Annotated in this window: 12 protein-coding genes; 5 read left to right on the top strand and 7 right to left on the bottom strand. The window is 66.4% G+C overall.

All coding sequences use genetic code 11. From position 1 onward, the window contains the following. Window positions 1-187 precede the first annotated feature (187 nt). From lysS to ACJQWM_RS07985, 3 genes are all read left to right on the top strand, one after another. Window positions 188-1705 carry a lysine--tRNA ligase gene (gene lysS / locus ACJQWM_RS07995; RefSeq protein ID WP_332702250.1) on the top strand — a complete coding sequence of 506 codons (1518 nt, stop codon included), beginning with the start codon at window positions 188-190 and terminating at the stop codon, window positions 1703-1705. A gap of 135 nt (window positions 1706-1840) precedes the next feature. After that, window positions 1841-2899, top strand: a complete 1059-nt coding sequence (locus ACJQWM_RS07990) for an HD domain-containing phosphohydrolase (protein WP_332702248.1) — start codon at window positions 1841-1843, stop codon at window positions 2897-2899. Window positions 2900-2903: 4 nt separating this feature from the next. After that, entirely contained in the window at window positions 2904-5105 is a 2202-nt protein-coding gene (locus tag ACJQWM_RS07985) for an ATP-binding protein (protein ID WP_332702246.1), read from the top strand. Between the two features lie 28 nt (window positions 5106-5133). Here the strand turns inward: ACJQWM_RS07985 and ACJQWM_RS07980 are convergent, their stop codons facing one another. Both ACJQWM_RS07980 and ACJQWM_RS07975 read right to left on the bottom strand, forming a co-directional pair. Continuing rightward, a complete protein-coding gene (locus ACJQWM_RS07980) occupies window positions 5134-6018 on the bottom strand; it encodes a crotonase/enoyl-CoA hydratase family protein (protein ID WP_332702244.1) in 885 nt (294 codons plus the stop codon). A gap of 158 nt (window positions 6019-6176) precedes the next feature. Next, the gene (locus ACJQWM_RS07975) at window positions 6177-7853 is read right to left on the bottom strand and encodes a long-chain fatty acid--CoA ligase (protein WP_332702242.1); all 1677 of its coding nucleotides are present in this window, start codon (window positions 7851-7853) and stop codon (window positions 6177-6179) included. 279 nt (window positions 7854-8132) lie between these two features. Here ACJQWM_RS07975 and ACJQWM_RS07970 point away from each other — a divergent pair, with 279 nt between their 5' ends. Further along, window positions 8133-8522, top strand: coding sequence for a nuclear transport factor 2 family protein (locus ACJQWM_RS07970; protein WP_332702240.1), 390 nt, complete (start codon window positions 8133-8135; stop codon window positions 8520-8522). Between the two features lie 141 nt (window positions 8523-8663). Here ACJQWM_RS07970 and acnA read toward each other — a convergent pair whose 3' ends face one another. The 5 genes from acnA to ACJQWM_RS07945 all read right to left on the bottom strand — a co-directional run bounded on the left by acnA (window position 8664) and on the right by ACJQWM_RS07945 (window position 14580). Beyond that, window positions 8664-11588: an aconitate hydratase AcnA gene (gene acnA, locus ACJQWM_RS07965; protein ID WP_411306757.1), complete on the bottom strand. Its 2925-nt coding sequence runs from the start codon at window positions 11586-11588 to the stop codon at window positions 8664-8666. A 127-nt stretch (window positions 11589-11715) separates the two neighbouring features. Then, the gene (hflD, locus tag ACJQWM_RS07960) at window positions 11716-12315 is read right to left on the bottom strand and encodes a high frequency lysogenization protein HflD (RefSeq protein ID WP_332702408.1); all 600 of its coding nucleotides are present in this window, start codon (window positions 12313-12315) and stop codon (window positions 11716-11718) included. A 31-nt stretch (window positions 12316-12346) separates the two neighbouring features. Then, on the bottom strand, window positions 12347-13507 hold the full coding sequence (mnmA, locus tag ACJQWM_RS07955) for a tRNA 2-thiouridine(34) synthase MnmA (protein WP_332702406.1): 1161 nt from the start codon (window positions 13505-13507) through the stop codon (window positions 12347-12349). A 5-nt stretch (window positions 13508-13512) separates the two neighbouring features. After that, window positions 13513-13992: an NUDIX hydrolase gene (locus ACJQWM_RS07950; protein ID WP_332702236.1), complete on the bottom strand. Its 480-nt coding sequence runs from the start codon at window positions 13990-13992 to the stop codon at window positions 13513-13515. A 57-nt stretch (window positions 13993-14049) separates the two neighbouring features. After that, window positions 14050-14580, bottom strand: a complete 531-nt coding sequence (locus ACJQWM_RS07945; RefSeq protein ID WP_332702234.1) for a hypothetical protein — start codon at window positions 14578-14580, stop codon at window positions 14050-14052. A gap of 90 nt (window positions 14581-14670) precedes the next feature. Here ACJQWM_RS07945 and clpS point away from each other — a divergent pair, with 90 nt between their 5' ends. After that, window positions 14671-14997 (top strand): ATP-dependent Clp protease adapter ClpS, encoded by a 327-nt coding sequence (clpS, locus tag ACJQWM_RS07940; protein WP_332702232.1) that lies wholly within the window; start codon window positions 14671-14673, stop codon window positions 14995-14997. The last annotated feature ends 99 nt before the right edge of the window (window positions 14998-15096 follow it).

The raw sequence follows: 15096 nt of genomic DNA, 5'->3' as shown, positions 1-15096 counted from the left end.
AGCCGCGATCGGATCGACGATCGCCCGCGCCGGTTCCAGATAGCCGCTCCTACAAAAGCCCCAAGCCAGCCGCCATGTGGTTTCCTGTAGGAGCGGCTTCAGCCGCGATCGGATGATCGGTCGCCCGCTCCGGTTCCCGATCGCGGCTGAAGCCGCTCCTACATACGTCCACGCCATCGACACGACCATGACCGACACCCCGATTCCGACGCCCCACGACGAAAACAAGCTGATCGCCGAGCGTCGCGCCAAACTCACCGCGCTGCGCGGGCAGGGCATCGCCTACCCGAACGACTTCCGCCGCGGCGATTTCGCCGGCGATCTGCAGGCCGAATATGCCGACGCCGAGCAGTGGACGGCCGAGGCGCTGGACGCGCGGTCGCACCGCGTCGCCGTCGCCGGCCGCATCCTGCTGAAGCGGGTGATGGGCAAGGCCAGCTTCGTGCAGGTGCAGGACGAGTCCGGTCGGCTGCAGCTGTTCCTCCAGGCTAATGCGCTGGACGATACCTACGAGGCGTTCAAGGGCTGGGATGTCGGCGACATCGTCGGCGCCGAGGGCGTGCTCACGCGCACCCGCACCGGCGAGTTGTCGGTCAGGGTCGAGGCCTTGCGCCTGCTGACCAAATCGTTGCGCCCGTTGCCGGACAAGTTCCATGGGCTGGCCGATGTGGAGCAGCGCTATCGCCAGCGCTACGTCGACCTGATCGTCTCGTCCGAGGCGCGCGAGGTATTCGTCAAGCGCAGCAGGATCATCCGGGCGATGCGCGAATGGCTCGACAGTCGGCGCTTCCTCGAAGTCGAGACGCCGATGATGCATTACATCCCTGGCGGCGCCGCGGCCAAGCCCTTCGTGACCCACCACAACGCGCTCGACCTGGAGTTGTACCTGCGCGTCGCGCCGGAGCTGTACCTCAAGCGCCTGGTCGTGGGCGGACTTGAGCGGGTTTACGAGATCAACCGCAACTTCCGCAACGAGGGCGTGTCGACCCGGCACAACCCCGAATTCACCATGCTCGAGTTGTACGAGGCCTACGCCACGTACACCGAGATCATGGACCTGACCGAAGGGGTGATCCGCGACATCGCCCAGTCGGTGCTCGGTACCACCTCGCTGGAGTGGGAGGGTCAGCGGATCGATCTTGGCCCCGCGTTCCGGCGCTGGTCGATGACCGATGCGGTGCTGGAACACAATCCGGAGATCCAGCGCGCGCAACTGCGCGACCTTGAGGCGATGCGCGGCCATTGCGAGCGACTGGGCATCCCGGTCAGGAAGGGCTACGGCTGGGGCAAGCTACTGCTGGAGATTTTCGAAAAGACTGTCGAGGACACGCTGATCCAGCCGACATTCATCACGGACCATCCGGTCGAGGTCAGTCCGCTGGCGCGCGCGTGCGATCGCGACCCGGAGCTGACCGACCGTTTCGAGCTGTTCATCGGCGGCAAGGAGCTGGCGAACGGCTTCTCCGAGCTCAACGACCCCGAGGACCAGGCCGCGCGCTTTCAGGCCCAGGTCGATGCGAAGGAGGGCGGCGACGACGAGGCGATGCACTTCGATGCCGACTACATCCGTGCGCTCGAGGTCGGCCTGGCGCCGACCGGCGGGCTGGGGATCGGCATCGACCGGTTGGTGATGCTGATGACCGACTCGGCCTCGATCCGTGACGTGTTGTTGTTCCCTTACATGCGTCCCGAGGCGCATCCCTGAGACGAGGGACACATTTCATGCCAAAGGATTGGCCGCCCTGGCCGCTATCGAAAATGGTGGCTGTCAGAACAGCGCCCGCGGGGTATGCTCGAATTCGTTGCCACCACGGCGGTGGCGTAAACAGCAGGTGCTGGCATGAACGTAGTCATCGTCGATGACCAGACTTCAGCGCGCACGATGCTGCGCCACATCATCGAGGACATCGGGCCGGAACTGGCGGTGCACGATTTCGGCGAGTCCGAAACCGGCCTGGCCTGGTGCGAATCCCACCAGCCCGACCTGCTGCTGCTCGATTACCGGATGCCGGGGATCGATGGGCTCGAGTTCGCGCGCCGGTTCCGCCGCCGGCCGCTGCATCGCGACATCCCGATCATCCTGGTGACCGTGGTCGGTGACGAACCGGTACGCCAGGCCGCACTCGATGCCGGCGTGATCGATTTCCTGGTCAAGCCGGTGCGCCCCCGCGAGTTGCGGGCGAGGTGCCGCAACCTGCTGCAGCTGCGCCAGCAATCCGAAAGCGTCAAGCAGCGGGCGCTGTCGCTCGAGCAGCGCCTGCTGTCGAGCATGCACGAGGTCGAGGAGCGCGAGCGCGAGACGCTCTCGCGGCTGGCCCGCGCGATTGAATATCGCGACACCGGCACCAGCGTGTACCTGGAGCGCATGACGCGCGTGGCGGGCCTGATCGCCGAGCATCTGGGCCTGTTCGAGGACGAGGTGCGGATGATCGAGCTGGCCGCCCCGCTGCACGATATCGGCAAGATCGCGATCCCCGACGCAGTGCTGATGAAGCCGGGCCCGCTGACGGCCGAGGAGACCGCGATCATGCGACGGCATCCGCGGATCGGGCACGAGCTGCTCGATGGCAGCCAGAACCGCTTCGTGCAGGCGGGGGCGCTCATCGCGTTGCGCCACCACGAGCGCTACGACGGCAGCGGTTATCCCGATGGCCTGGCCGGCGAGGACATCCCGCTGGAAGCGCGGATCGTGGCGGTGGCGGATGTGTTCGACGCGCTGATCTCGCCGCGGCCCTACAAGCCTGCGTGGGACCTGGAGGCGACCCTGGATTACCTCTACGCCCAGCGCGGACGCCTGTTCGACCCGCGCTGCGTCGATGCCCTGGTGCGCAGCCGTGCACGTCTGGAGGACATCTGCGCGCGCTATTCCGCTGGATCGGTCCGTCCTGGGCTGGAGTAAGCCGATGAGCACTCTGCGTTCGTGGCTGGAAGCACGACTGTCGCATCGCCCAGATAGCGAGCATGCGCAGAACTTCATCCGCCTCGCCATCACCGGCCTGTTCTCGATTTACATGGGCTGGCGCTATTTCGACCAGGGGGTGGCGGGCGCGCTGCCGGTCACCGGCCTGATCCTGCTCGGTGAGTTGCTGGTGTCGCTGTGCCTTTTCGCAGCGATCCTGTTGCGTCCAGGCGTATCGCACGTGCGTCGCTGGATTGGCATGTTGACCGATTACGCCGCGATGGGCGCGATCCTCTGCATCGAAGGAGGACCCGCCTCACCGCTGTATGCCGTCTACCTGTGGGTCACCATCGGCAACGGCATGCGGTACGGCAGCGGCTACCTGCGCGCCGCCACGGCCCTGGCGACGCTTTCGTTTCTGGTGGCAATCCTGATCACGCCTTATTGGCAGGCCAACCCGCACCTGGCATGGGGCCTCCTGATCGGTCTGGCCGCGGTACCGCTCTATTTCGACTCGCTGCTCAACGCGTTGACCCATGCCGTGGAAGAGTCACGGCGCGCCAACCTGGCCAAAAGCCACTTCTTGGCCAACATGAGCCACGAGTTCCGCACTCCGCTCAACGGCCTGGCCGGCATGTCCGAGCTGTTGGCCACCACGCGCCTGGATTCGGAACAGCGCGACTGCGTCAATACCATCCAGGCTTCCACCCGCAGTCTCCTCGCGCTGGTCGAGGACGTCCTGGACATCTCCGCGATCGAGGCCGGCAAGCTCAAGCTGCACCCGGTGGAGTTCTCGCCGCGCGAGCTGGTCGAGGGCGTGAATCTGATCCTTCAGCCGCAGGCGCGGGCCAAGCAGTTGCGTTACGAATCCGCGGTTGCGCAGGACGTGCCGCAGAACCTGCGTGGTGATCTCGTACATCTTCGCCAGGTGCTGATCAATCTGGCCGGAAATGCAGTCAAGTTCACCGACCAGGGGTCGGTGCGGCTGGAGGTGGAGGTCGTTGGCGAATCCAGCGCGGCTGTGCGGCTGCGTTTCACCTTCACCGACACCGGCATCGGCGTTCCGGAGGCGTTGAGAAGCCGTTTGTTCGAGGCGTTCGAGCAGGCCGATGTCAGCCTGGCCCGGCGCTATGGCGGTACAGGGCTGGGCACCACGATCGCCAAGGGCCTGACCGAGGCGATGGGCGGCAGCATCGGCTTCGAGAGCACGGAACAGCATGGCAGCCGGTTCTGGGTCGAGTTGCCATTCGACCGCATCGCGGCCAAGCCGTTGGAGACCCCGGCGAGCGTTGCTACACCCGCCGCCGATGTGCTGGATATCGAGGCGGAGGACGGTCAGGGTCGGGAAAATGTCATCGCATTTTCAAACCCGTTCCTGCGTCACCGCGCCCGCGTTCGCAGCCTGTCGATCCTGGTGGCCGACGATCACGCGGCCAACCGCATGGTGATCCAGCGGTTGCTGCAGAAGGCCGGCCACCGAGTCACCTGCGTAGACGGTGGCGAGAGCGTCCTGGAGCTACTGGCGACCACCGACTACGACGCGGTCGTGGCAGACTTGCACATGCCCAGCGTGAGCGGGCTCGACATGCTCCGCCAGTTGCGGATCATGGAAGCCGGCGGCGGTAGGCGGACGCCGGTCATCGTTTTCAGCGCCGATGTCACCCCCGCGTCGATCCTGGCCTGCGAGAAGGCCGGTGCGCGGGCGTTTCTGCCAAAGCCGGTATCGGCCGCGCGGCTGCTCGACACGATTGGTGACATCGCTGCCAATGGGCTGATGGGCAACGTGGAAGCGCCGATGGCGACGGCCCGTGATGTTCTGCTCCTCAGCGACGGCGTGTTCGACGGAAGTGTGCTGGACGAATTGTGCGCTTTGGGAATCGGTGGGGCGTTTGAAAGGGAGTTCACCGCCCAGTGCTTGCGTGATGCCGAGGCCTGCATCGAGACGCTGGCCCAGGCCGGGGAGCGCAATGACTGGGAACGAGCGCGGGAGCAGGCCCATGCGCTCAAAGGGGTTGCCAGCAACCTCGGTCTGATCAAGCTCGCCGCTGTCAGCGGAGAATTGATGCGTCTGCCGGATTGGCAGGTCGCCCGCGAGTGGCGCTCGCGGCTGGACGGCTTGAACGAGCGCCTCGTCCAGGGACGGGCGGCACTCGATGGGCGCGAACGCATGCGCGACGCTCGCAACGAAAGCGAGCGCTCCCCCTGAGGCAGCAGTTGCGGCCGCGGTTCCTGCGTCAAACGGTATCGCCACCCGCACGGCGCACCTGGGCACGGACCAGCCGGTCCATGGTGCGCAGCGATTTCTCACCGAGCTTCAGCGCGGTCTCGACCCAGATCTCGGTGATCTGCATCATCTCCTGCAGGGTCACCGCCTGGGCGATTTCACGCACCTGGTGCATGGCCGCACGCGCGTGCGGAATGCGGCGGTTGGCGCGGATGACCTCCTCGACCGCCTGCACGCCCTGGCCCTTCGGCACGAGCACGTCGACCAGGCCCATGCGGTGCAGCTCCTCGCTGCTGAACAGGTTGCCTTCCAGCATGATCTTTTCGGCTTGGCGTGGCGCGATGCGCTTGCACAGAAACGAGTACGCGCCCATCCCTGGAAACAGGTCGAACAGGACCTCCGGCAGCCCCATCAAAGCGCCTTCTTCGGCCACGATGGTGTGGCAGCTCAGCGCCGCTTCGAAACCACCCCCCAATGCATTGCCCTGGACCAGGGCGATGCTGTGGGCACGGGCCCCGAGCCCGGCGTGGAATGCATGCACGCCGATCACGCATTGGCGGGCGTAGGTCAGCAGGCCTTCGCGGTCGCGATTGCGGATCGAGCGGCAGAAGAGTTCAAGATCGCCACCCAGGTTGAACACATCGCTGTCGGAAGCCAGCACCACATGAGGAAGTTGCGTGCTGGGGCGCTCGGCAGCGCCTTCACGCAAACGCTGGCCGAGCTCGCGCTGGTAACTGATGATCTCGTCGACCAACGGCATCGAGAAGCAGGCGCGCGCGTTCGTGGTGATCGCATCGGCGTGCATGTAGCACCAATAGACGCTACGTGCGTCTTCCTCTACGACCCGCAAGGTGTGGTTCGGCTTGCTTCTGTGAAACGGATGGACGACGGACATGGTGGAGTTCTCCGGATTGAGCCGTCCAGCCGATCGCAAACGTGGACGGCAAGGGGTGGGAAAGGAAAGCGGGGTCGATGGCCTAATTCTATGCGCCAAAACTGAAACGCCCGCAAGCGTTTCCGCTCGCGGGCGTCTGCTGGAAAGGACTGCGGATCTCACGGGGCGGCGGGATCTCTCAATTCGCGGCGCAGGATCTTGCCGACGTTGGTCTTCGGCAGCTCCTTTCGGAACTCCACGACGCTCGGACGCTTGTAGTTGGTGAGGTTCTCGCGCGCATGCGCCTTGACCTGCTCCTCGGTGAGCGAGGGATCCTTCTTCACGATGACCAGCTTGACCGCCTCGCCCGACTTTTCATCCGGCACGCCGACCGCAGCTACCTCGAGCACGCCCGGCATCATCGCGATCACATCCTCGATCTCGTTGGGGTACACGTTGAAACCCGAGACCAGGATCATGTCCTTCTTGCGGTCGACGATGTAGAAAAAGCCCTGTTCGTCCATCTTCGCCATATCGCCGGTGCGCAACCAGCCGTCCTGGTCGATGACCTCGGCGGTCTCCTGCTCGCGGTGCCAGTAGCCCTTCATCACCTGCGGGCCCTTGATGCACAGCTCGCCGACTTCGCCGACCGGCAGCATGGCGCCGTTTTCGTCCTTCACGCAGGCGTCGGTGGACGGGATGGGCAGGCCGATGGCGCCGTTGTACTCGGGCAGGTCGATCGGGTTGATGCAAGCGGCGGGCGAGGTCTCGGTCAGGCCGTAGGCCTCGATCAGGGTGTTGCCGGTAGTCTGCTTCCAGCGCTCGGCGACCGCGCGCTGGACCGCCATGCCGCCACCGAGGGTGAGGTGCAGCCGGGAAAAGTCGACCTGGTCGAACCCAGGGGTGTTGAGCAACCCGTTGAACAGCGTGTTGACGCCGGTGAGCGCGGTGAACCGGACCTTCCTGAGCTCCTTCACGAAGCCGGGCATGTCGCGCGGGTTGGTGATCATGTGGTTCAGCCCGCCGAACTTCATGAAGACCAGCCCGTTCGCCGTCAACGCGAAGATATGGTACAGCGGCAGGGCGGTGATGATGACTTCCTCGCCGAGCTTGACGTTGGTGCCGACCCAGGCCGCCGCCTGCTGCATGTTGGCGACCAGGTTGCGGTGGGTGAGCATCGCGCCCTTGGATACACCGGTGGTGCCGCCGGTGTACTGCAGGAAGGCTATATCGCCCGGGCTGATGTCGATCGGCGGCAGCGTGTGCTTGCGGCCGCGCGCCAGCGCCTGCTTGAAGCGGATCGCACCGGGCAGCTCGTAGTCCGGCACCATCTTCTTGACGTACCTGAGCACGAAGTTGACGATCGCGCCCTTGGGGGCACCGAGCATGTCGCCCAGCCCGGTGGTAATGACCTGCTTGATTTGGGTGTCGCCGATGACTTCCTGCACGGTGGCGCCGAAGTTGTCGAGCACCAGAATCGCGCTTGCGCCGGAGTCGACCAGCTGGTGCCGGAGTTCGCGGGCGGTGTACATCGGGTTGGTGTTGACCACCGTCAGCCCGGCGCGCAGCACGCCGAAGGTCGCGATCGGGTACTGCAGGCAGTTGGGCATCATGATCGCGACGCGATCGCCCTGCTTGAGCTTGAGTTCGCCGAGCAGGTAGGCCGCGAACTGCCGGCTGAGCTCGTCGATCTCGCCGTAGGTCAGGGTCTTGCCGAGGTTGGCGAAGGCGGGGCGGTCGCGGTAGTTGGCGATGGCCGATTCGAGCACCGAGACCACCGACGGAAACTCATCGACATCGATCTGCGCGGGTACGCCTTCGGGATACTGGGCCAGCCACGGACGTTCAATGCTCATTGCGATCCCCTTGGTGCACGTGGTGATGCAGCGCGGCGTGGCTGCCCGCAGCGATGTGTCCCTGCGCTTTGCCAGCCGCGGCGGCGGGATGCGCCGCCGTACGGTGCTTGCAGCGATTGGAGCATAGGCCCCGGAGACTGACAAGGCGGCCGGTCGGCGCCGGTCCAGTGCGGTTCCGCTCGTCGGCAGCCGCGGCATGGCAGGATGCCGGCTGGTCGGAGATCCGGGGTTTCGATGCGTGCGAGATATAGGGCCGGTGCGGGATGGGCGTGCGTTCTGGTGCTGTTGTCGCTGCTGCTCGGCTGCAGTCGAACACCGCCAGAGCAGCAACTGCGGGAGTCACTGGGCCAATTGCAGGCGGTGCTGGAAGGCCGTGACGCCTCGGCCATGAGCGAGTGGCTGGCCGAGGATTTCGTCGGCCCCGATGGCATGGATCGCGACGCGGCAAGACGGCTGGCGCGGGTGATGTTCCTGCGCCACCGCGATGTCGGCGTCACGCTCGGGCCCTTGGATGTCGCCCTGCAGGAGGGCCATGCGACGGTGCGTTTCACCGCGGCAGTGAGTGGCGGTTCCGGGCGCATCCTGCCCGATTCGGCGCGGGTGTACGAGGTGGAGACCGGCTGGCGCATGGTCAACGGCGAATGGCGGATGACGAGCGTGCGCTGGTAGGTCCCGCCGCGTGATTTCCCGGGTCCTCGCATCATTCCCGATCGCGGGCATGGTCCGCTCCTACGGCAGCCCACGTAGGGTGGGCACGCCTTCTGCGCCCACCGTCACCGCTGGCTAGCAGAGATATCGCTCGATTGGACGTCAAGCCGCCTTTTTCGTCGCCAGTTGGCGAAGGACGTAATGCAGGATGCCGCCGTGGCGGAAGTACTCGACTTCCTTGGGCGTCAGCAGCAGCAGTTTGACCTCGAAGCGCTTCTCGCTGCCGTCGGCCTTCCGGGCCACTATCGTGGCTCGCCTGGATGCGCCGTCCTCCAGACCGATCACGTCGATGGTCTCCGACCCGTCCAGGCCATGTGACTTCACACTCTCGCCGTCCTTGAACTGCAGCGGCAGCACGCCCATGCCGACCAGGTTGGAGCGGTGGATACGTTCGAAGCTTTCGGCCACCACCGCCTTGATGCCCAGCAGGTTGGTGCCCTTGGCCGCCCAGTCGCGCGAGGAGCCGGTGCCGTATTCCTTGCCGGCGAACACCACCAGCGGGGTCTTGCTGGCCTTGTATTGCATGGCTGCGTCGTAGATCGACATGCGCTCGCCGGCACCATCGCCGTTGCCGAAGTACAGGGTGTTGCCGCCTTCCTCGCCACCCATCATCAGGTTCCTGATGCGGATGTTGGCGAAGGTGCCGCGCACCATGACGTCGTCGTTGCCGCGGCGCGAGCCGTAGCTGTTGAAGTCCGCCGGCTGCACGCCACGCTCCTGCAGGTAGCGGCCTGCGGGCGAGTCCTTCTTGATGTTGCCGGCCGGGGAGATGTGGTCGGTGGTGATCGAGTCGCCGAACAGTCCGAGCACGCGCGCGCCGTGTACGTCCTCGATGCTGCCCACGTCCATGGTCATGCCATCGAAGTAGGGCGGGTTCTTGATGTAGGTCGAGGCGTCGCTCCATTCGAACGCTTCGCCTTCCGGCGAGGCGATCTGGTTCCAGCGGCTGTCGCCCTTGAACACGTCGGCGTAGTTCTGAGCGAACAGTTCCGGGCCGACGGTCGCGGCGATCATGTCGCCGATCTCCTTGTTGCTCGGCCAGACGTCGCGCAGGAACACGTCCTTGCCGTTGCGGTCCTGGCCGAGCGGCTCGCGGGTGAGGTCGATGTTGACGGTGCCGGCGATCGCGTAGGCCACCACCAGCGGCGGCGAGGCGAGGTAGTTCATCTTGACTTCGGGGTGCACGCGGCCCTCGAAGTTGCGGTTGCCCGAAAGCACCGAGGCGACCACCAGGTCATTGTCGGCGATGCCCTTCGACACGGACTCGGGCAACGGCCCCGAGTTGCCGATGCAGGTGGTGCAACCGTAGCCGACGACGTAGAAACCGAGCTTCTCCAAGTCATCGAGCACGCCGGCCTTCTTCAGGTAATCGGTGACCACCAGCGAGCCCGGTCCGAGCGAGGTCTTGACCCACGGCGCAGCCTTGAGGCCGAGCTTGGCCGCATTGCGTGCGAGCAGGCCGGCGCCGAGCATTACCGCCGGATTGGAGGTGTTGGTGCACGAGGTGATCGCGGCAATCACGACCGAGCCGTCGGTCAGCTCGCAATCCTGGTCCTGGATGTTGATCTTCGAGACCGGCTTGGCGGCGAGGGATTTGGCCTGCGGCTGCGCGCCGCCCTCTTCCTTGAAGTCGGTGACGCGTTCGTAATCGAGCTTGCGGTTGGCAGTGAGGCCTTCGAGGCTCGTGTGGAAATTTTCCTGCATCTTCTCCAGCAGCACGCGGTCCTGCGGGCGCTTGGGGCCGGCCAGCGACGGCTTGACGTCGCCGAGGTCGAGCTCGAGGGTCTCCGAGTAGGTCGCGTGCGCCTGGCCCGGCTCATGCCACAGGCCTTGGGCCTTGGCATAGGCCTCGACCAGCGCGATCTGCTCCTCGCTGCGGCCGGACAGGCGCAGGTAGGTCAGCGATTCGACGTCGACCGGGAAGATCCCGCAGGTGGCGCCGTATTCCGGCGCCATGTTGGCGATGGTCGCGCGGTCGGCCAGCGGCAGGTGTGGCAGGCCCTCGCCGAAGAACTCGACGAACTTGCCGACCACGCCGAGCGAACGCAGCATTTCGGTGACGGTGAGCACCAGGTCGGTGGCGGTGGCACCCTCGGGCATCCTGCCGGTCAGCTTGAAGCCGACCACCTGCGGGATCAGCATCGAGGACGGCTGGCCTAGCATCGCCGCCTCGGCCTCGATCCCGCCCACGCCCCAGCCGAGCACGCCGATGCCGTTGATCATCGTGGTGTGGCTGTCGGTGCCGAAGACGGTGTCGGGGAACGCCTGCAGCACGCCATCGACCTCACGCGCCATAACCACGCGAGCGAGGTTCTCCAGGTTCACCTGGTGGACAATGCCGGTGTTGGGCGGCACCACCTTGAAGTTCTCGAACGCCTTCTGGCCCCAGCGCAGGAAGCTGTAACGCTCCTGGTTGCGTTCGAACTCGATCTTGCCGTTGAGGTCCAGCGCATCGGCGCGGCCGAACACGTCGACCTGGATCGAGTGGTCGATGACCAGCTCCGAGGGAATCAGCGGATTGATCTGGCTGGCCTTGCCACCAAGCCTGCCGACCGCGTCGCGCATCGCCGCCAGGTCGACCACGCACGGCACCCCGGTGAAGTCCTGCAGCACCACGCGCGCGGGCATGAAGGCGATCTCGGTGTCCGGCTCGGACAAGGCGTCCCACTGCGCGACCGCCTCGATGTGCTCGGGCAGCACCGTGACGCCGTCCTCGTGGCGCAGCAGGTTCTCGAGCAGGATCTTCATCGAGTACGGCAGCTTGCCCAGATCGAAGCGCTGGCCCAGGGCGGGCAGGCTGAAGTAGGTGTAGGACTTGCCGTTGATGTCGAGTTGCGCGCGGGTGGCGAAGGAGTCTGCCATTGGGGGGCTCCGTGGCTGCAGCAAAAGAAGGGGGAGGCGCGGGGCGGGAACGTCCGGGTATTGGACGTTGCTCCGAGTGAATTCACCGCGATAAAGCCCCGTAATTATGCCGCAAACGGTATCCGGCTGCCTGGGCGCGCCCTTGTACTTTCGCCCTATCGTCATCGGTAGGAGCGGCTTCAGCCGCGATCGGAAACAGTCGTTGCGGGATCATTCGCGATCGCGGCTGAAGCCGCTCCTACAGCTGTACGTGATGACCTTGGACGTAGCGCGGGTCCTGTCTCGAGCCTTGTCAGCCCAGGTGCGCACGCACCGCCGCGGCCAGCTCCTTGCGACGCAGCAGGAAGTCCCAGAAGCCGCCGCCGAGTTGCCGCCACAAGACCGCCGAGCGCACCGCTGCCAGCAGCACGGCGCGCACCTCGGCGACCACGCTGGCCTGCGCCAGGTAGTGCGGATTGCCCTGCACCAGCACGCGCGGACGCAGGTGGCTCAGGGTTTCGGCGTACAGCTTGCCCAGTGCCGACAGGACCTCCGGATGCGTGTTGCCCTGGCGCTCGGCGGAGGCGGCCTGGGCGCGGATGCCGGCCTGCACGCGCGCGGCCATGTCGCTGTCGCCGACGAAGCGCCGTTCCAGTTGCATCACCGCCAGCGCCAGCCGCGGTAGCTGCTCGTCGCGCGGCTGGCTCTCGAAGTAGTCGCGCAGCAGCTTCAGCCCCGGCTGCAGCGAGCCGGTGCCGCCGTAGACCTGTGCCGGCGATGCCGCGTCGATCTGGAACACCGAGTCCAGCGCGGTGCCGAGCACGGCGGCGTCGGCCTGCCCGGTATCGGCGATGCGACGCACCTGCGCCAGCGCCTGCACCAGCCCGGCAAGCGCCAGCACGCGGTCGGACATGGGATTGAATCGGGCGGTGGTGGAGCGGGGCTCACTCATGCAGCAGGTGCCTTTGGTCGTTGGTCTTTTCAAGGGGAGCATCGGTGGCGGCGATCACTGCGCCGCCGAGGCAGACGGCGCCGTCATACAGCACCAGCGACTGGCCCGGGGTGACCGCACGCTGCCGATCGGCGAACCGCACGGCCAGCGTGCCATCGTCGCGCACCGAGACCTCGCAAGGCTGGTCGGACTGACGGTAACGCGTCTGCGCGGTGCATGCGAAGCGCTCGGCCGGGGGTGCACCGGCGATCCAGTGCGCCGGCTCGGACCATAGCGCGCTGGACTGCAGCCAGGGATTGTCCGCGCCCTGGGCGACGTACAGCACGTTGCCGGCGACGTCCTTGCCGACCACGTACCACGGCGCCGGCTCGAAACCGCGCACGCCGCCGATATTGAGGCCTTCGCGCTGGCCGATGGTGAAGTAGAAGGCGCCGGGATGCTCGCCGATGACCTGCCCCTGTGGCGTGCGGATCTCACCGGGGCGCGCGGGCAGGTAGCGGCCGAGGAATCCGCGGAAGTCGCGCTCGCCGATGAAGCAGATCCCGGTTGAATCCTTCTTGGCGGCGGTCGGCAGGCCCGCATCCTCGGCGATGCGCCGCACCTGGCGCTTCAGCAGCCCGCCCAGCGGGAACCGGGTGGCGGACAGCTGCGCCTGGCCGAGCTGGTGCAGGAAGTAGCTCTGGTCCTTGCCACGGTCCTCGGCGCGCAGCAGGAGGTGGCGCCCGCCACGGCGCTCGATCCTCGCGTAGTGCCCGGTCGCGATGAACTCGGCGCCGAGCTCGCGCGCGGCATCGAGGAAATACTTGAACTTGATTTCACGGTTGCACAAGACGTCGGGATTGGGCGTGCGCCCGGCCGCGTACTCGGCGAGGAAATGCTCGAACACCCCGGCCCAGTATTCAGCCGAGAAATCGCGAAAGTGGATCGGCATGCCGAGCCGGCCGCTGACCGCGACCGCATCGCGGCGGTCGTCCTCGGCGCGGCAGTCGCCGCTACCGTCGTCGGCCCAGTTCTGCATGAACAGCCCGGCGACCGACGGGTCAGCATGCTCGCGCGATCCCCCGGGTTCGGCCGTGCGCAGCAGCAACGCCGCCACCGACGAGTCCACACCGCCGGACATCCCGACGATGGTGCGGGCGGCAGCGGTCACCACTGCGGTCACGCCAGGTGCTGCAGCAGGTCGAGCCGCTGGCGGCGACCGGCGAGGTAGTCGGCCGCGGCCCGCCATACCAGCGGGCTGCGGTGGCGGGCGTGGGCGGCCTCGAGCTCGCCCGGAGTGAGCCACAGCGCCTGCACGATGCCTTCATCGAGCCGGCGCGAGGGGTCGTGCCTGACCGGTTCGGCCGCGAACGCGAAGCGCAGGAAATGGCGACCGCCGCTGCCGTCGGCCTGCACCGGCGCCTTCCACTGGTACGCGCCGACGAATGCGGTCAGCCGCACATCCCAGCACGTCTCCTCGCGGGTCTCGCGCAGGGCCGCCTCGAACAGGGTCTCGTCGGGCTCCAGGTGCCCGGCCGGCTGGTTCAGCACGAGCCGGCCGCCGACGTTTTCCTCGACCATCAGCAGTCGTCCGCCGTCCACCACGACGGTGGCCACGGTGACATCGGGTTGCCAGAAGCGGCCTTCACGGTAGGTCATGCAGCTGCGGCGCTCATGCCGGCGTGGCAGGCAACGCTGCCAGGCAACGCCGCCATTTCAGAATTCATCGGTGTCGCCGGTCAGTTCGGTTTCCATCCAGTCGGCGGCACGGATCGCATGGTCGATGCCGTCGTCGAGCGCCTGGGTGCTGGCGTCGGCGGCGATCTTGACCACGAACATCGCCACGTCGCCTTGTTTGACCCAGCCACCGAGCTTCTGCATCTGCGCGTCCTCGAGCAGGCGGTTGGCCACCTCCTCGGGGAAACGTTCTGCCTCGCCGCGATAGGCCGGCGCCCAGATCTCGCGGACGCGGTGGGCACCGAAGCGTTCGACCGCCGAGATCACGTAGACCAGCTGGCTGCGGCCCTCGTCCAGGTCGAAGGTCAGCCGGTAGTCGCCGTCGCGGTCGACCTCGTAGCGATATTCCAGCTCGTCGAGTTGCGCGCCGACCCGGGGATCGGCGGACGGCGAGGCCACGGCGCCGGCCGGCGGCGCCGCCTCGGCGGGCACCTCGTCGGCCCGCGCCGGGCTGCATGGCGGCAATGTCGCCAGCAGGGCGATCACGACCAGGGAAATGGCAGGACGCATGGGAGCCCCGATGGAAGAATGCCGGCATTTTGCCGCTCCCCCCGGCATGCGTCTATCGGGCAAGCGCGTCGCGCCGCTTATAATTCGCCCATGCCAAGACACACCGATCGCGATCACGAGCATGGTCACGGCGCAATGGTCGAGACCGGCAAGCCGGAAGTCGCCCGGCCGCCGCTGTACTCCGTGCTGCTGCTCAACGACGACTACACCCCGATGGATTTCGTGGTGGAAGTGCTGCTGCGCTTCTTCCCGATGACCGCGGAAAATGCCACCCAGGTGATGCTCCACGTCCACACCCGCGGGCGTGGCGTCTGCGGCGTGTTCACGCGCGAAGTTGCAGAGTCCAAGGTGGCGCAGGTGAATGAATTCTCAAGGCTCAACCAGCACCCCTTGCTGTGCACGATGGAAAGGGCCTAAAACGGTATCGGGCATAGGTATCCGGGCCTGAATGGCTGGACGAGACCTGAATCCGGCGCCAGCAACGCCGCGTAGGTGGGCGCGGGAGAAGTGGAAACA

Source organism: Novilysobacter longmucuonensis, assembly GCF_046600735.1.
In the GTDB taxonomy this organism is placed as follows: domain Bacteria; phylum Pseudomonadota; class Gammaproteobacteria; order Xanthomonadales; family Xanthomonadaceae; genus Novilysobacter_A; species Novilysobacter_A longmucuonensis.
Note: the sequence above shows the minus strand (reverse complement) of the source record. Positions and strands in the feature narration are given on the sequence as shown.